The following is an 18,447-nucleotide window of genomic DNA, read 5'->3' on the forward strand; positions in this document are numbered from 1 at the left end:
ACAAGGTACAATAGCCACTCACCCTATTAATTCGTTTGTTAGACTCATGAACCGCAGAAAAAAGATCTTCACTAAACTTAAGCAAAAAGATAAGCGCGCCAATGCAAAATTGCATAAAAGCAATAAACCGGCCTACATCTCAAAGGCAGAACGCGAAAAATTAGCACAGCAAGAAGCTGAGCAGGAAAGTTAAAATACCTAGCGGTCAGCGGTCAGCGGTCAGCGGTCAGCGGTCAGCGGTCAAATTTAAAGCGCGATTTTATGTCGCGCAATACGCTAATTAACTTCACGCTTCATCAAAGACATTTATTTGCACAAAGAGGATATGAGGCGCTGCGCTTTAGAGGAAAACAACAAAGTTATGTTATTACTTCCTCATTGTCTTCTCATTCAGTTCTCTTTGTGAATCTATTTTCGGCACTAAAGTACCTCCTACGAGCTAGGCCTTTGGTAAAGGCCTGCAAACAGCACCGTTCAGCTTCAAACTGACAGCTGAAAGCTGACGGCTCGTAATTCTCTTCTCTTTGTGAAGGTATTTACGCGCGTAATAAATTTCACGCCTACGTCAAAGATATTTATTTTCACAAAGAGGATAAGAGGCGCTGCGCTTTAGAGGAAAACAAAAAGTATTTACTTAACTATCCCAAACTGATTTTTTCTAGAAACTTCGAACACTTTCTCTGACTTAAAAGCAGCTGCTACAATTCGTGAATGTTAAGCAAAATGCGCAATTTCAATCAGGTAACGACTTAGGGGCCATGGCAAACTGGCCCCACTTCTGAAAAGCATTAACGAGTAACCATGAAAACGAAGCAACAACAACGCATTGAGCTGGTCTGTGACTACATTAGCCAGCATCTTGATGAACCTTTATCACTGGAGACACTCAGTGAGGTGGCATGTTGTTCGAAGTATCATTTTCATCGTTTATTTGTCGCTGGAGTTGGCCTAAGCGTTACCAAATATGCGCAGCTTGCGCGCTTAAAGCGTGCCTCATTTCGACTTGCATTTGAGCATCAACTTAAAATTATTGATGTTGCATTAGAAGCGCAATTTGATAGCCCAGAAGCATTTAGTCGTGCTTTTAAGCGCACCTTTACGCAGTCGCCAAGCGAATTCAGAAGCAAACCAAACTGGCCTAATTGGCACACACAGTTTGAATTTTCATTACCTGACAAAAAGGTTTGCCCTATGAATGTAAACATTGTTGATTTTAAAGCACAGCCGGTGGCTTTATTAACCCACCAAGGCGCTGCTAATACCCTGATGAATACCGCTGCACAATTTATTGAGTGGCGCAAAGAATCAGGCTTCTCACCTGTTAAAACCAGTAACACATATGGGATCCCGTATAGCGATCCGGCCACCACTGAAGACGATGCGTTTCGTTTTGACTTCGCAGGCAGTATCACCTCACCGATTACTGAAAACCCGCAAGGTGTGCGAAATGGTGAAATTCCAGCAGGACGCTGCGCCGTTGTTCGTCATAATGGCTCTCATGACACCATTAGCGATACAGTTTACTACTTATACCGTGAATGGCTGGTGCAAAGCGGCGAAGAAGTCAGAGACTTCCCTTGCTTCTTTCATTACCTCAACCTCATCCATGAAGTTGATGAATGTGACCTGCAAACGGATATATATTTGCCGATAAAATGATTGCGAGTTGCAAGTTTCGAGTTTCGAGTTTCGAGTTTCGAGTTTCGAGTTTCGAGTTTCGAGTTTCGAGGCAAAGATTGTAGGCGCGACTTTACATCGCGCAATATAAAAAGATAACGCGCGAAATAAATTTCACGCCTACATCAAAAAACGTGGGAGCGGCTTTAGCCGTGAATAAAATAAAGCTGTTCGGCGTTAAAACGCCTCCTACACCGTAGGCGTCACGCTTGCTTGGCGCGTCTCAACCACCACTCAATACAAGCACCCTCGCGCGAAATAAATTTCACGCCTACGACAGCTTATTTCACATTTGTATCAAGCACGTGACCTGACTCGCTAGCTTTACTCTCGTAACTAGAAACTCTGGTTTTAATCTGAAAGCTGACAGCTCGTCATTTTCTTTGTGAAGATATTTTCGGCACTAAAGTACCTCCTACGAGCTAGGCCTTTGGTAAAGGCCTGTAAGCAACACCGTTCAGCTTCAAACTGACAGCTGAAAGCTGATAGCTTTCTCTAAAACCTATAACTCATACTGGCATTATACGAGCGGCCCTGTCCGGCAAGTTGTTCAAAACCATTGCTCATGTCTTGCTTATAATTAGCAATGCTTACACCGCCAAGCGGCTGTTGGTAGTATTCATCAAGTAAGTTGGTAATTGCTAACTTAAAGGTTAAATTTTGCCACGTTTTCTGACTTGATATAGCCAGTAACTGATAGCTGTCGGTTTGGTTTTCTATACGGCGCTCATCAACATGAGTTTTACTATCAACCCATTGCCAGCTCAGTGCGTTTTGCCAGCCTTTGTATTCGTGCTCTAGGCTCAACTCAGTGTGCAGTGGCATAATTTGATATAAGTCTTCATTGCTATCATCACGTTCGCCATGAGTACTGGTTAGTGAGCCTTTTAATTGCCACTTTCCTGCTTGCTTAGTGTTGTAAAGTTCAATTAAGCCTGCCAGTTTTGCACCGTAAAGTGTCGCATCTAGGTTGGTGAATGTAAGAATATTACGCTTAGTATGCGCCATATCGGTGCGATTAAAGCTCTTAGTCACTTCAGCATCAATATAATCACTTACTTGCGTGTACCAAACATTTGCGGTTACTTGCCAGCTATCGTCTTTGGCTAATTTGGTGTAGCTAGAGCTCAATGTGTGAGCTGTTTCGGCTTCTAAATCTGGGTTACCAATGTAACCATTACCATCGCCAAACCAACCAATCATGGTGGTTGCCATCGTACCTACACCCCAGCTGTAACGCTCATATAAATTAGGTGCGCGGTTTTTACGAGCTAAACCAAATTGCAGCTCATCGTTATTCGATAATTGATAGCGAGCAAGCAAGCTGATATCAACTAAAGTGTCGTCACGTTTACGGTCTAATTGGTTAAATTCCATCGCAGCTTGGGCGTCGGTTTTTGACATATCCATCATTGAGCCCATATTAGCCATACCGCTCATGCCACCTTCGTTATAAGCCTGCACTTCGCCAGCATCTGTGGTGACTTGCTCAACTCGAACACCTGCCGACACCCACCATGCTTGGTTTACTTGGTTTTGGTACTCAGCAAATGCCGCAAGGCGGTCACGTTTGCCATCGTTAATGTTAACGTACTCATTTGGGCCCATCATCATTGACCCTGCAACCGCCGGCCACCAATCATCAATTCGATAACCGTAATATTCTTGCCCTAGCATTAATGATGACTGTTTTGATAAATCAGTGCGCCAATGAACTTGATAACTGTAATCTTGTGCATCGGTATTCATTGGCATCATGCCGGTTTTCTCATTACTGAAAAAACCCATTTCGTGTTTTACATCATGCGCATTAACTTGCACCTGCAAATCACCATTTTCAAGCTCACGTTGATACTGAGCAACAAAACCATAGCTGGTGTTATCGGTCATATCCATGTATTGATTTGGAAAGCCTTGGTAAGGAATTTTTTGATGCGTCAGTTTAACTACAAGCTGTTGTTTCTCATCACGAACAGCGCCCGTTAAGGCATGATTTTGCACTCGATATAAGGTATCAAGTACACGCTCACCATGCCCATCATCATAGCTGTTCGAATCTTCAAAGCTGCCTTGGTAAGACAAGCTAAACTGTTTGCTCGCAAGGCTAGCACCTAGCGCGTATGCTTGGCTGTCGTTAACGCTTTTGTATGCTGCTGTCACATAGCCTGCGTGCCAGTTCACTGAGTCTGAATCACTAAATTCAGGAGCAATCGTATTTACCCTAATAACGCCGGCAATATTATCACCGCCACTGCTTACCGGTGATACACCAGCAACGACACTGTAAGAGGCAATTTGGTTTGCCGACACATAAGAGAGTGGCGGGTTCATTTGATTAGCACACGCTGCTGTGACATCAGCACCATCGACTAATACTTTAACTCTATCGCCCATCATGCCGTTCATCACCGGCAAGTTAGACACCCCTCCGGCCGCTGAAAAATCAACACCTAAATCTTTCAGTAACGCGTCTGCTGAGCCAACTAACTGATGGTTATTTTGTGCATGACCTTGTACTTCTATCACTTCAATAGAATCATCAGCAAAGGCCGAAATACTTAAAACACAGCTAAGTGCTGCAGCAATTTTAGAAAATAAAAAACCAGGGCGAGAAGATTGCGTGTTCATAACTCTTTTAAAATCAAAGCAAATAATTAATGACGCCGATTATAAAACTCATTAATTAGTCTGAACACGTGACATATTGTCGCACCCTCTCACAGGTGAATAACTTAGCGCAGCACCACTAAAGGAATACGGCTATCTTCAAGCATTTTTAAGGTCGTGCTGCCTAAAAAGAACTGCCGCCATTTAGAGTGACCAAATGCGCCCATCACCATTAAGTCAACAGCGTGGTCACTTTTATATCGCCACAGCGCTTGGTAAACATCGCCATCGAGCATGCGCGCTCTCACATTAAAGCCGTTTTCAGCCAGCCTTGCTGAGGCAGTATCAAGTTTGTCTTGGCAGTGACCGTCTTGTTTATCAACCATCACCAAGTGGCAATCTAAGCCGGATAAAATCCCGCCATTGATAATTTGTGTAATCGCTTTGTCGGTACTTTCGCTGCCATCATAAGCCAGCATAAAATTTGTAGGCTCATGAAATTGCGGCGGCACAATCGCAACCGGGGTATGCACCTGACGGATCAGCGTTTCAATATGCGAGCCCAGTACTTTAAAATCATCGTAATGGCCTTTACCAGAGCGGCCAATAATCATCACACGGGCATTGTCTTCATGTTCAAGTAAAGCATCAACAAGACTCATTGAAAGCTGCTGTTGCTCAATCTCGGTTAGGCCTGCATGCTCGGCTTTTTTCATTGCTTCATCTAGCAATAATTGACCATGCTGCGACGCCACTTTGTTGCGTTCTTGCTCAAGTTTTGCCAATTGCTCTAACAATGAGGTTTGCGAACCTAAACCAATAATTGCGGTTAAATCATCACTGCCCTGCGGCAAAGGTGGCTCTAATGCATGCAGAAAATTAATTGGATGGCTGGAGCGCTTAGAAATCCAAATAGCCGCTTCTGTCACCGCATCGGTCATGCATGAACCGTCGATACAAGCAAATATCTTTTTCATTACACTCTCCTTCAAACCAATTTAATTAACCAAGTATAGTTGGCTTTTTCTCTGTATTTATTTTGAACAGCAAAGACTTAAGAAGTTCAGGTTATTTTCTTATAGCAAACAAATATAGAACGTTCCAAAAAGTACTGTATCAACTCCATTAATTTGTATTACAATAGTGCTGGGCACACATCTCTACTCCAGAACAAAGTATTTGTTGCTGGCACTTTCAATTATCAAAAATCTATTTTGTTTTTAAATTTATTTTAAAGGAATTACATGACTAACGTAGCCAACTCCCAAGGCAACGCAAGCACGTTTACCATTCTGATAGTATTGGCTTTAGGCACATTCATTTTAGGCCTATCAGAATTTTCTATGATGCCAATGTTGCCCCTGATCAGCGAAACATTTTCGTCTACGCCAGCGCAAAGTGGTTATGCCATTAGTGCTTACGCGATAGGCGTAGTCGTCGGTGCACCGCTATTTATGATCACAACCGCCAACATGCGTAAGCGCAATGCACTGTTGATGTTTGTCAGTATGATGTTTTTATTCAATGGCTTAAGTGCTTTTGCAAACTCGCTTGAGCAACTTATTTTATTTCGATTTTTAAGTGGTTTACCACACGGTGCCTACTTTGCCGCTGCTATTTTATTGGCAGCCGACATTGCCCCTGCCGATAAACGCGCAAGCTTTATGTCAAAGGTATTTATGGGTTTAACCATTGCCACTATTGTTGGTGTGCCCATGGTTACCCTAGTGGGGCAAAACTTTAGCTGGCGTTATTGTTTGGCAGGTACCGCTGTACTTGCATTAGTTGCCTTGGTATTGATTGTGAAATACGTACCTAACGTAAAAAATACCGCGCCAACATCGATTCTCGATGAGTTAAGTGTATTAAAGAACAAGCTCGTATGGACCATTCTGGGTATCATCATTATTGGTTTTGGTGGCGTATTTTGTGTTTACACTTACATTGCCGACACTATTTTAGAAGTCACCCATACCCCTGCTTACACTATCTCTATTGCTATGATCATGTTTGGTATTGGCTGTACTTTGGGTAACTATGTATTAGGTAAAGCCGCCGACCACTCACCGCTGAAAACCACAGGGGCTGCGCTAATTGGTGCTGTAGTATTTGCAGCCAGTTATGTAAGCGCAAGTCATAATATTTGGCTGTTATACGCAGTGATTTTCTTTATTGGTTTTAGTGTTGGTTTAGGTACCGTGATCCAATCGCTATTAATGGATGTGTCACCACAAGGGCATGCCATGATTGGTGCGCTGGTGCAGTGTGCATTTAATACAGCCAATGCGATTGGCCCTTGGCTTGGCGGCATGGCTATTGCCGAAGGTGCACTCCCTAGTCAAACAGGCTATGTTTCGGCGGCACTATTCTTAGGTGGCTTTTTAATGTGGTCGTTAAGTGCGATGCAGATGAAAAGACAAAGCTATAAGCCTTAAGCTCTCAGCTGTCAGTCTGATCGCTGAAGGCTGAAGGCTATCAGACTTACTCATCCTGAAATATCTCTTCGATACTCAGGTTGAATAAACGCGCGGCTTTAAATGCTAATGGCAAACTTGGGTCAAATTTACCTTTTTCAATCGCATTAATAGTTTGCCTAGACACATCCAAAAGCTCTGCGAGTTTCGCTTGGGTGTAGTTGTGCTCTGCACGGAGCACTTTCAAGCGGTTTTTCATTCTTCGCCCTCGTCGTTTAACTGCTTATTCATCATTAAAAGACTCACTAAATAGGTTAAGCCCATAAAGAGTACGAGGTGCGATATATCTTCTTTAAAGCTTATTAAACCGCTTGATTGCACCACCGAATAAGCTAAACCAAATACTAAGCTTGCACCCAAGGTAATCGCCATTGCATTAAGGTGCATACGCTGCTGCAGCTCATCCATTCCTTGAAGTTGTCGTTTGTTCGATAAAATCATCATAATGCCAACTACTACATTAAGTAAGATTGCCACAACACTAAAAACAGCCTGCTCTTGCCATAAAAAATGCGGCCCAAATGAGGCAATTGCTAAAGTAATCACCCATGCTGATGTCCATTTAGCGAGGTTTAGTGTGTTCTGCTTATTACGTTGTTTAAAGGTTAATCCTGTTTGATTCATTATTCTCACCTTAAAAGTAAAGTAAACTTGACTAAAGATTAACCTAGCAACACAAAAAGTCAAACAAACTTTACAAAAAGTTTTATATACACGACATCAATATGATTTTTTAATGTCAGAAAAGGCAAGGCGCTTGCTGTTAATCTCATAATATTGTATTAATCAAAGTATCGCGTAGTCTTATAAAAAATCGGTCCAATCGGACTGCGTTTCTAACAATAACAATGAAGATAACACTATGAATACGGCACTGTTTTTCGTTGGCGAATGGCAAGTTACTCCGGCCACTAATTCAATCAGGCGCGGTGAGCAAACAAAGCATCTTGAACCTAAAGCGATGGATGTATTACTGCTGCTATGCGAAAAACAAGGTGAGCTACTAACAAGTGAAGAAATTATCAGCCATTGCTGGCCAAATGTAGCGCTGGGTGACAACCCCCTACATAAAGTGATCACCCAATTACGTAAAGCCTTTGACGATAAAGCAAGCGATCCGCATTACATAGAAACCATTCGTAAACGCGGTTATCGAGTAATTGCCGAAATCAACTTTCCACTCAACGAAGAACAAAAAGCCAGCCAAACCAGTTGGCAAGGTGACTCGCCCTTTGTTGGCTTAAGTGCATTTTCACCAGAGCAAGCCGATGTATTTTTTGGTCGTAACAAACAAATTGCCACTTTGCTACAGCGGGTATCGGCTCAAATTGAGTTTGGTCGCGCATTTTGCTTAATTTTGGGAGCCAGTGGTTCGGGTAAATCGTCGTTAGTTAACGCAGGTGTATTGCCCGCTTTAATGTCGAGTAATGGCTACGATGGCATTAGAGTACACAGTTACTGCCAACTCGACTTTGCCGATGTCAGCAAAGAGCGCTTACTGCTTGATTTAGCCTCAACCTTGCTCGATTTAGAAATAAACGACGCACCTGTACTTAGCGATATAAGCGCCGATGCGTTGGCTGAATTGTTATTAAAAGACCCAGAACAGGTTATTTCCCGCTGTAAAGCAGCACTTGCAGCGCTAAATAAAGAGTGCACTACGCCCTATTTATTTTTATTTATCGACAGGCTCGAAGTGCTATTGTCATCGCCGTTATTTAGCGATGACGAGCGCAACCAGCTTTTAGCTCTTATTGAGCGCTTAGCAACAAGTGGCTGCATGATCATTTTTAGTGCCTGTCGTAATGACTTTTACCCGCAAGTAGTGAGTCAACCAAGTTTAATGGCAGGTAAAGCCAATGGCGCACACTTTGATTTATTAGCGCCAACTCGCTCTGAGCTTAAGCAAATGATCCGTTTGCCAGCACTTGCAGCAGGCTTAAGTTGGCAACATCACCCAGAGCATCACACACCGCTTGATGAACAACTTTGTAACGATACTGCCAATAACCCTGATGCATTGCCGATGCTGCAATACACCTTGCAGCAGCTTTACTTGCAGCGCAGCCCAGACAACGAATTATTGTTTTCTGAATACCAAGCGCTTGGCACCATCGAAGGAGCCATCGGCCAAAAAGCCGAACAGGTATTTTGCCAATTACCCAAAGACCAACAAACTGAACTTGCCGCAGTCCTTTCTAAACTGATCACCTTAAACCCAGATGGCGAAACGCTCACCAGCCGTGCAGCACATTGGAGCGAATTAACCAGCCCTGCTGCGACCAAGCTTGTTCAGGCCATGGTCGACAGCCGTTTGTTTGTGTCGCACCTTAAAAATGAGCAAGCCTGCTTTAGCCTTGCCCACGAAGCGCTGCTGCGCCATTGGCAACGCGCCATAGATTGGGTGCAAGAGCATCAACAAAGCTTAGCAATTCAAAGCCGTGTGCAACTTGCCACCGAGCGATGGCTGCTAGAACATAAACACAGCGACTTTTTATTAGCGCAAGGCAAACCGCTGCAAGAAGCACAAAGCCTTGTGAGTAACCCTATGTTTAGCTTATCGAGTGACGAACAAGCGTTAATTAAAGCTTCTAACAATAAAGCGAAACGTAAAAAACGCATGTTACAAATAACGGCGGCTGCACTTGTGTGCTTAACCTTTATTGCCACATTTATGAGCGTGCGCAGCTATCACGCCGAACAAATAGCAAAACAAAAACGCCAAGAGGCCGAAAGTTTATTGGGTTTTATGGTCGGTGAATTTGCCGATAAACTCAGAAGCGTTAAGCGCATGGATTTACTGGATGGTATTAGCAACAAAGCCCTTGAGTATTTTACCAATCAAGACGAAGAAGCAGCCTCGTTGTTTGACTTTAGCGATAAACAAGCCGAGTTTAATAACCGTTTTCAATACGCTCAAACCTTAGAGGCCATGGGCGAAGTCGCCTACTCTCGCGGCAAAACCGACGAGGCCTTCACCGCCTTTGATAATGCACGAACGCGCCTAGAATCATTACTAAAAATTCAACCCAACAACCTTGATGTTTTAATGCTTGCAGGGGCTAATGCTTTCTGGCTTGGGCAATTAAACTTTGATAACAGTGACTATACAGGCGCCGAACCTTGGATAAAACGCTACCAAGAGCACAGCAAACAAATGTACACATTAGCACCCAACGATTTTAACTCAATTATGGAGTTATCTTATTCTTATAACTCGTTAGGTTCATTGTACTTAAAGCAATTTGACTACGCTCTCGCAAAACAGAACTTTACTGAATCTTTAAAACTTAAAAACCAAGCCCTTGAGCTAAAACCTAATAACAAAAATCTATTACGCGATAAGACAGATACCATCAGTTGGATTGCAAGTACTGAAGAAAACTTAGGGCATTTCAATGAAGCTCTCAAGATTTTTGAACATGCAGAAAATGAAACAAATAAAATGTTAACTAAGTATCCGGCCGATGCTAGTGTATTAACATCGTTAGCATATAAACATATCCAGCAAAGCTACTTATTAAGTTACTTCCCTGATAAATCAAAATCTTACGAAAAAGCAAAGCAAGCAACAGAAACAATTAACAAAGCGAGATTGCAAGATGTTCAAAATAAAACTATTGAAAGAACATACTATCAGTTTCTAGCTTATCAACTCTCTCTCTCTGATAACCCAAATATAGATAATAGAGTTAGTGAAATAATAGAGTTTTTAGGTACCAACAAGTCATCGAATAGACAAGTTATTGGTACAAAAATTAGCTTGATAGAATATTTCATTAATAGAAATAATATTAAAAGGGCTTTAGATCTTTTAAAAAGCCTGGATGAAAATAACATGTTATCCAGCGCACTGGATATAGACAATGCACGACTTCATACAAGAATCTTGTTAATTAAAGCTCGTTTAGCTAAATCACAACAAGAAAAAAATTCTTTATGTGAAGACGCAGCAACCACTCTAAATAAAATAAGTAAAAAAACTAAAAGTATAAAATTTACTTACCCATTAATTCAGGCATATACCTGCCTAAATAAATCACACGAAATAGAAGCGACCATTGTTCCGGTAAGAGAACTGGGAATAATTAATTTTCAACTATAAAGTAAAGGAAAAAACATGAGTGAAGGTAAAGTATACAATTTCACAGTGAATATTGAATTAGATAGCAACAAAAAAGCCGTATTTACATACTTCCAAGATGGTCAGCAAGTATCTGGAGGTGGGGTTGTTACAGAAAGAAATAGTCTTGGGATTTACACCCTAAATGAAGAAACTCAAAAAAGAGGGTTCTTATTTTCTGCCGCTACTTTTAGTAATCATGAGGGTGACTGTGCTAAAGATTTCAGTTACGAGGTTACAAACGCTGGTACGGTAATCAATATTTCAGATACCGATGAAAACAGCGGTACAGCATGTATGATCTTCACGGTTAGCTGCAATGGTGAGGAATATCAAAGCGAAGATCCACAGTTTGAAAATAAAGAAGAAGTATAAAATCTAGAAATAACACCAACACAAGGCTCCACCAAGGAGTCTTTTTAAGTTCAAAAACAACAACTTAAAATCAGAAGATTACCAGAAGGTTAATTTGCACTTTTTTAAGTAACTTTATAGACACCAAAATCGTTTGCATCGGCAAAAAGGAAACGAACGTGTCTACTAATAAAAATGAACAACCAAGCACTAATAAATCAGAAGCGAAAAACGCACTACCGCAGTCTATCAATTCAGAGCAACTTGCGCTGATTGCCCAAATGTTTCAGAACATTCCTGAGGGAGTGTTTATCATTAATGGCCAAGGCACGTTTGAATTTGCAAACCCGATGGCGGCACAGCTTTTAGGTGACAACCAAGAAGCGTTAATCGGGCAAAACATTTTACATTACCTACACGACACCGACCGTGATAAATACATGTATACCCTACTCAGTTGGTTAGACCATAAAGACTCGCCGATAAGTCTTGGGCCAAACGAAGTTAAAATAAACCGTGCCGACAGTAAAACCCTTGAGGCGGATTTATGTATATCGAGCCTGCCAAAAAACATTGCCGTTGCAGAAAATTTATTTATTTGTGTATTACATGATTTATCATCACACAAAGAACAGTATAACCGCTTAATTAAACAGGCCACCACTGACCATTTAACCGGCCTCGCAAATAGATTAACCCTTGAAGAATCATTAAAAGAGCATTGGCAAGAAAGCGTACAAACTAATCAAGCTATTAGCACTATATTAATCGACATTGATTACTTTAAATTATTCAATGACCGATTCGGTCATGTAAAAGGCGATAAATGCTTACAAAAAGTAGCAACTATAATCGCAGAATCACTCCCTTCTCGTGATTGTTTAGCAGCGCGTTATGGTGGTGAAGAATTTGCCATTATATTACCCCGCTGTCAAAAAGACACGGCCGCTGCCATTGCTAAACATATTCAAATAAAAGTAAATAACATGCCATTTACTGATATAGGTTTACCAAGTGATTTTAGAATAAGTGTAAGCCAAGGAATTGCCTGTGAGTTTAATAATCAATATCGTACTTCAGAGGCATTAATTTGTGCAGCAGATACTGCTTTATACCGAGCAAAAACAGAGGGTAGAAATAAAATAAGCATTAGCGCTTAACCAAGTTAATATAATGTAAACACAGTGAGCTAAATAGCTTGTTTAGATAATCATATAGTATACTTTTATGTTATTTGTTTGTTCCTTTTTTATTGATAAACTGCGAAGCGAAATCAACGTCAGAAGGGATCAACAATGACATTTTTTAAAAAAGTACCTTTGCAACTCGCAATTGCAAGTACACTCGCTACATCAGTGACTGCAATCGCTGCTGAGCAAACAACTGACAACGCCGCTCAAGATGTTGAAGTTATTTCTGTTACTGGTACTCGCCGAAGCCTTCGTAGTATTTCTGAAAGTACCGTGCCTGTCGATTTATTAACAAGCCGCGATTTATCAAGCACAGGTCAGCTTGATATGAGCCAAGTATTAGCATCACAGTTACCAAGCTTTAACTACCCAAGTGCCACCATTGCTGATGGTACTGACCACGCAAAACCAGCTGTTTTACGTGGCCTTGCTCCTGATCACACATTAGTGCTGATTAATGGTAAACGCCGCCATGCCGGTGCATTATTAAACTTAAATGGTACGGTTGGCCGTGGTTCAACGGCCGTAGATTTAAATAATATTCCGACTTCTGCGATTAAACGTGTTGAAATTCTGCGTGATGGCGCTGCAGCTCAATACGGTTCTGACGCGATTGCCGGTGTGATCAATATTGTATTAAAAGATGCCGATGAAGGCGGTAGTGTGAGCTACACATACGGTGAATACGACACACAAATGGCAGGCTCTCCTCAGCTACTAAACACTTCAACAGATAGCGAAGGCAACTTAAGCTTTGAAACTGGCAGCGACCGTGAAGTAAACGACGGCATTACGCGCACAGCAAGTGCTAATGCAGGTTTCGCACTAGGCGATAATGGCTTTATTAACGTGTCGATTGAGTCACGTAATAACGAGCCAACAAATCGCTCTGGCTTTGATGCACGTGAGCAATATAGCCGTGATGAGAATGGCGATTTAGATTCGCGTGAATTTGACTTTGACCGCTATAACCACCGTTTTGGTAAAGCCGATATCGAAGACTTCGCGCTTTTTTATAACCTAGGTTATGAGTTTGATAACTCGCTGTCGCTTTACTCATTTGCAAGTTACTCAAACCGTAAAGGTAACTCAGGTGGTTTTTATCGTCGCGCTAAAGATTCACGTAACTTAACTGAAGTGTATCCTGATGGTTTCTTACCGCAAATTGATACCGATGTTGATGACTACTCATTTGCGATTGGTCTAAATGGCGAAACTAATGATTGGGCTTGGGATGTAAGCACCAATTATGGTCGCAATGACTTTGGTATTGGCGTAAGCAACAGCTTAAATACCTCGATGGGTGTTAGCAGCCCAACAGAATTTGATGATGGCTCGCTTGTTTATGAACAATACCTAGTGAATATGGATGCTAGCAACACACTAGATTTAGGTTTACCTGATGATGTGTTTGTTACGATTGGTGCTGAGTATCGTCACGAAAACTACCAAATAAAAGCAGGTGAAACAGCCTCTTACCTCACTGTATTAGATGACGATGGTAACCCTGTTGCTGCCGGTGGCGCGCAAGTGTTACCTGGTTTCTCACCAGAAAGTGCAACAGATAAAAGCCGTCATAACATTGCGGTGTTTGCAGAGTTTGATACTTACCTAACGACAGATTGGAACCTTGTTTTAGCAGGTCGTTTTGAAGATTACAGTGATTTTGGTAGTACTTTTACCTCTAAACTTGCTTCGCGCTACAGCATTAACGAGTCGCTGTCGCTACGTGGTGCAATTAGCACAGGTTTTAGAGCGCCATCACTTGCACAAACATCATATAAATCAGTAAGCACTGTCTTTGAAAATGGTGTGCCAAATGAAGTGGGCTTATTCCCAGTTGATGAGCCAGCAGCGCAAGCTTTAGGTGCACGTGAACTTGAAGCAGAAGAATCAGTAAATATGACAGCGGGTTTCATCTTTACGCAAGGCGGTTTTAGCTTAACCCTAGATGCGTATCGCATTGAAATTGACGACCGTATCGTTTTGTCTGAAAACTTAAGTGGCTCAGAAGTTGAAGCGATTTTAGCCGAAGCGGGCGAAGTAAATACGCAGCGCGTTCGTTACTTTACTAATGCCATTGATTCACGTACGCAAGGTGTTGATATTGTTGCGACCTACTCACTAGGCTTAGAAAACTATGGTGATTTACGCTTAAGTGCAGCGGTTAACTTTAACGACACTGAAGTAACACACGTTAAAGAAAATCCACCTGAATTAGAGGCGCTTGGCGATAGCTACGAGTATTTCTCTCGTCGCGAAATCACACGCTTTGAAAAAGGTACTCCAGCCGATAAATGGAACCTATCTGCAACATGGGATTATGAAAACTTCCAAACAACATTACGAGCAACTCGTTATGGTGAAGTAGTTGATACTGCAAGCAGTGAAGATGGTGATGAAGTACTTGATGCTAAATGGATTGCTGACTTAGAAGTGGCTTACCGCCCTGATGAGCAGTGGAAGTTTGCATTAGGCGCCAATAACCTATTCGATCAGTACCCTCAAGATACTGTAAGTAATATAGGTTATAGCGATTTCAACCAAATTTTCCCTTATAGTGGCTTTGCACCATACAGCTTAGATGGCCGTTTTATTTACGGTAACATCACTTATAGCTTCTAAAAAAATAGGGCGTGAAAGCAGTAATTGCTAACACGCCCTAACCTACAATGATGAGTGAATAAATTAACTAATTTGAATAGTGTGATACGCCAATAAAGTGCCATCACTATTTTGTGCTGTGTTTAAAATAAACTGCTCATAATCACTACCAAACACGTTATCGATGCTAGCAAGAGTTGTATCTTGTTCACCGCGTGATTTGTAATCGCTGTGAGTGGTACAAATTTCTTTTGCAAACGCATCAGTAAAACAGAACTGGCTAATTACATAGTCGTTATTGTTGTTTGCTACTTTAAAGTGAATATGAATAGTACGGCCAGAATACCAACCAGGGAAATGCGTTTTAAAGTTCACACGGCCACTGCTATCTGTGATCAATGAACCACGGTACCAAGTACTTGCCTCAGCTTCGGCATCGCCGTCAGTACAGAAGTCACCGGCAAAACGTGAGCTATCAGAACTACTGCTAGTATCGCCCGAGTAAATACCGCTGGTATCACAGTGCCAAACCGAGATTTCGTAATTTGCTAATGGGTTACAGTCGCTATCAATTAACTGTAAGCACAGCATCATAGGTAAACCGGTTAAACCATCCGAAATATCTTCGTCTGAATCAGCTTGGAAGTAACATGGGCCTTCGGTTGTTGCCTCAGTAAGTGCTAACACACATGCGGTTGATGTTTCAAAAATACTGTCATCAGGAAAGTCATCAGTAATAAGTGCTGTTGTGCCCGATACATAATCACTGTCGTTCGTGGTTGTTGTATCGCCTGTATCAGTGCTGGTGTCTGTGCCTGTTGAAGTGTCTGTATCTGATGTTGTATCCGTTGATGAGACTGTATCTGAGTTACAGCCTAAAAATGCCAACATAGGCACAGCAGCAACTGAAACACCTAATGTTTTTAGCATTTTTCTACGAGTATAAAGTTCAGGTTTTAAAGTCATATTGTGCCCCTTCGCTAACATGAGTAATTAGCATCGAGTATAAAGAACAAATGTAGAGACTTTGTGTAGAAAAAGTGGTGCTTTTATAGAGTGACTAGGATGCGCATGCCAAAAAATAGACATTTATAGTATATTCATTATTGGCTATTACATTTTACTATTACATCTATGAAGTTAATTCACAAACTCTTAATTACTAATCTTATTATTACGTTATTGCTGGTACTGACCATGTTTGGTCTGAACGCAATTACCAATAAGCGTATGCTCAATAATGTGTTTGAAGATATAGATAACGAAGCATTTAACCGTATAGCCACTGAAATTAGCCAGCAGTATCAGCAAACGGGTTCGATTGGCATGTTTATCGATTCTAAAGCCCTGTGGTATGAGCTAATTAACCGCAATTTTCATTCAAGCCGTTTATTATTTTCACCCAATACCCCAAAGCCAAGAGAGCCCGGGCCTTTTACACAAGATGGCCCTCCCGAAAAGCATATGCAAAATGAGGCTATGCCACCCCCCGATGACTTTGGGAAGCCACCATCGTTCGATCAAGCACCTGAATTTGACCCATCAACTGAGTTTAACGAGCTTGCAAACTTTGCTGACATGCGTGAGCCACCGCCTCGCAATAAACCCATGTCTGATGACTTTATACCCTTTGAAAAACGCCTAAGTTTACTTGATGCAAAAGGCGAAATACTGATTGCTGGCAATACCGAAACTGAGGTCGTGAACGAGCAAGAAATCACTCACAATGGTGACGTTGTTGCAGTGCTTCAGCTGCATGCTAACCGCAGTCATGTTAGCGCACTGACTCAGCATTACCTTAATACCCAAATTAATATCAGTTTGTGGACAGCAGGGATTGGTTTATTAATTGCGTTATTGTTTAGTTACTTACTCGCACGTCATTTTACTAACCCTATTTCGCAGCTGAAAAAAGGCGCAAAAGCCCTTGCAGAGCGAGAGTTTGAGACAAAAATAACCGTCAACAGTAGTGATGAATTTGCGACCTTAGCGGATGATTTTAATCGTATTGCCACAGAGCTCAGACGCTTTGAATCGCAGCAAAGCCAATGGCTCATGGATATTTCTCATGAGTTGCGCACGCCTTTAACTATTTTAGAGGGTGAACTAGAGGCTATTAACGATGGCATTATCGAACCAAATCAAAAAGCAATAATCTCACTGCAAGAAGAAGTGGCGCTGTTAAGCCGACTTGTCAACGACTTACATAAAGTCAGCTCACTCGACAGACACAGCTTTAACTATCACATGGAAGCCATTGATTTTAATGCCTTGGTAGCCCTACAAGCGCATAAGTATGCGTTTAAATTTCAATCCAAAAACATCACGCTTAATGCCACCTTACCAGAGCAAACGGTAATGGTTTTGGCTGACCAAAATCGTATTACGCAAGTATTACAAAACATATTAGAAAATAATTTACGCTATACAGATGAACAGCAAAAAGTCTGGTTAGATTTAACGGTGTCTAACCATCATGTATTTTTGTCGATAGAAGATTCAGGCCCCGGTGTTCCTGATGAGGCCCTTGAAAAACTATTTGATCGTTTATATCGCACCGATAGTTCTCGTAACAGAAAAACCGGCGGTTTTGGCTTAGGCTTGGCAATTTGCCAAACAATTGTTGAAGCCCACCAAGGAAAAATAAATGCAACTAAAAGCCGTTTAGGCGGTCTGTGTATAACGTTAAAACTCCCGCTTGCAGAGGCGCACTAATATGTCAGAAACCTTAGCTAAACAGCATATTCTCGTTATTGAAGATGAAGTTAAAATTGCCGAATTAATAGAAAAGTATTTATATCTTGAAGGGTTTAAAACAAGCCTAATTCACGATGGCAACTGCGCACTGGATGCTGTTAATGAGCTAAACCCTGATTTGATTATTCTCGATATCATGCTGCCAGGCACAAATGGCATCGAGTTGTGCAGCAAGATAAGACAATACAGTGATGTGCCTATTATTATGCTTACAGCACGGGTCGAAGAAATTGATCACTTAATTGGTTTTGATGTGGGTGCCGATGACTATGTTACTAAACCATTCAAACCAAAAGAGTTAATGGCGCGTGTGAAAGCCATTTTAAAACGACGCCGAATGCCAACTAACAAACCGAGTACATTCACAGCAGGCAATATTATTGTTGATCCGAGCGAATACAAAGTACTGGTAAAAAATGAAGAACTGAAACTTACAATTAATGAATTTAGTTTATTAAAAATATTAATTGCCTCACCTAATAAAGTTTTTTCACGCCAAGATTTACTGACCATGACCCAAGGGAAGTACTTTGAGAGTTACGAGCGCAGTATTGATTCACACATTAAAAACTTGCGTAAAAAGCTGATTCAAGCCGACCCTGATAGCCATTACATTGAGTCAATTTATGGCGTGGGATATAAATTTAAAATTTAAACAACC

At 41.5% G+C, this 18,447-nt stretch carries 14 protein-coding genes; 9 read left to right on the top strand and 5 right to left on the bottom strand.

The window, feature by feature from the left end; genetic code table 11:
- Positions 1–46: 46 nt before the first annotated feature.
- The gene (locus NH153_RS21505) at positions 47–193 is read left to right on the top strand and encodes a DUF2986 domain-containing protein (protein ID WP_064971746.1); all 147 of its coding nucleotides are present in this window, start codon (positions 47–49) and stop codon (positions 191–193) included.
- A gap of 608 nt (positions 194–801) precedes the next feature.
- Positions 802–1,659 (top strand): AraC family transcriptional regulator, encoded by an 858-nt coding sequence (locus NH153_RS01610; RefSeq protein WP_063700329.1) that lies wholly within the window; start codon positions 802–804, stop codon positions 1,657–1,659.
- Between the two features lie 513 nt (positions 1,660–2,172).
- Here the strand turns inward: NH153_RS01610 and NH153_RS01615 are convergent.
- Together NH153_RS01615 and NH153_RS01620 are read right to left on the bottom strand one after the other, a co-directional pair.
- A complete protein-coding gene (locus tag NH153_RS01615; protein WP_063700331.1) occupies positions 2,173–4,305 on the bottom strand; it encodes a TonB-dependent receptor in 2,133 nt (710 codons plus the stop codon).
- Between the two features lie 104 nt (positions 4,306–4,409).
- Positions 4,410–5,261, bottom strand: coding sequence for a universal stress protein (locus NH153_RS01620; RefSeq protein ID WP_062565077.1), 852 nt, complete (start codon positions 5,259–5,261; stop codon positions 4,410–4,412).
- Between the two features lie 267 nt (positions 5,262–5,528).
- On the opposite strand from NH153_RS01620, the gene NH153_RS01625 reads away from it, so the two are divergent.
- A complete protein-coding gene (locus tag NH153_RS01625; RefSeq protein ID WP_063528937.1) occupies positions 5,529–6,719 on the top strand; it encodes an MFS transporter in 1,191 nt (396 codons plus the stop codon).
- A gap of 46 nt (positions 6,720–6,765) precedes the next feature.
- On the opposite strand, the gene NH153_RS01630 is transcribed toward NH153_RS01625, so the two are convergent.
- Together NH153_RS01630 and NH153_RS01635 are read right to left on the bottom strand one after the other, a co-directional pair.
- Complete coding sequence (locus tag NH153_RS01630; RefSeq protein WP_054551820.1) at positions 6,766–6,957, bottom strand: helix-turn-helix transcriptional regulator; 192 nt, start codon at positions 6,955–6,957, stop codon at positions 6,766–6,768.
- The gene (locus NH153_RS01635) at positions 6,954–7,382 is read right to left on the bottom strand and encodes a hypothetical protein (protein WP_063700333.1); all 429 of its coding nucleotides are present in this window, start codon (positions 7,380–7,382) and stop codon (positions 6,954–6,956) included. Before NH153_RS01635 ends, NH153_RS01630 begins: the two co-directional genes overlap by 4 nt.
- 238 nt (positions 7,383–7,620) lie before the next feature.
- On the opposite strand from NH153_RS01635, the gene NH153_RS01640 reads away from it, so the two are divergent.
- The 4 genes from NH153_RS01640 to NH153_RS01655 all read left to right on the top strand — a co-directional run bounded on the left by NH153_RS01640 (position 7,621) and on the right by NH153_RS01655 (position 15,050).
- Complete coding sequence (locus NH153_RS01640) at positions 7,621–10,863, top strand: nSTAND1 domain-containing NTPase (protein ID WP_063700335.1); 3,243 nt, start codon at positions 7,621–7,623, stop codon at positions 10,861–10,863.
- Between the two features lie 15 nt (positions 10,864–10,878).
- Positions 10,879–11,256: a DP-EP family protein gene (locus NH153_RS01645; protein WP_063700337.1), complete on the top strand. Its 378-nt coding sequence runs from the start codon at positions 10,879–10,881 to the stop codon at positions 11,254–11,256.
- Between the two features lie 158 nt (positions 11,257–11,414).
- The gene (locus NH153_RS01650; protein WP_233999214.1) at positions 11,415–12,395 is read left to right on the top strand and encodes a GGDEF domain-containing protein; all 981 of its coding nucleotides are present in this window, start codon (positions 11,415–11,417) and stop codon (positions 12,393–12,395) included.
- 135 nt (positions 12,396–12,530) lie between these two features.
- The gene (locus NH153_RS01655) at positions 12,531–15,050 is read left to right on the top strand and encodes a TonB-dependent receptor plug domain-containing protein (RefSeq protein ID WP_063700339.1); all 2,520 of its coding nucleotides are present in this window, start codon (positions 12,531–12,533) and stop codon (positions 15,048–15,050) included.
- A gap of 63 nt (positions 15,051–15,113) precedes the next feature.
- Here NH153_RS01655 and NH153_RS01660 read toward each other — a convergent pair whose 3' ends face one another.
- Positions 15,114–15,995, bottom strand: a complete 882-nt coding sequence (locus NH153_RS01660) for a dioxygenase family protein (protein ID WP_063700341.1) — start codon at positions 15,993–15,995, stop codon at positions 15,114–15,116.
- Between the two features lie 168 nt (positions 15,996–16,163).
- Between NH153_RS01660 and NH153_RS01665 the strand changes: the two genes are divergently transcribed.
- Together NH153_RS01665 and NH153_RS01670 are read left to right on the top strand one after the other, a co-directional pair.
- Entirely contained in the window at positions 16,164–17,744 is a 1,581-nt protein-coding gene (locus NH153_RS01665; protein ID WP_082873958.1) for an ATP-binding protein, read from the top strand.
- Position 17,745: 1 nt separating this feature from the next.
- Positions 17,746–18,441: a response regulator gene (locus NH153_RS01670; RefSeq protein WP_063700345.1), complete on the top strand. Its 696-nt coding sequence runs from the start codon at positions 17,746–17,748 to the stop codon at positions 18,439–18,441.
- Positions 18,442–18,447 lie beyond the last annotated feature (6 nt).

It is taken from the genome of Pseudoalteromonas gelatinilytica (assembly GCF_001641615.1).
Classification (GTDB): domain Bacteria; phylum Pseudomonadota; class Gammaproteobacteria; order Enterobacterales; family Alteromonadaceae; genus Pseudoalteromonas; species Pseudoalteromonas gelatinilytica.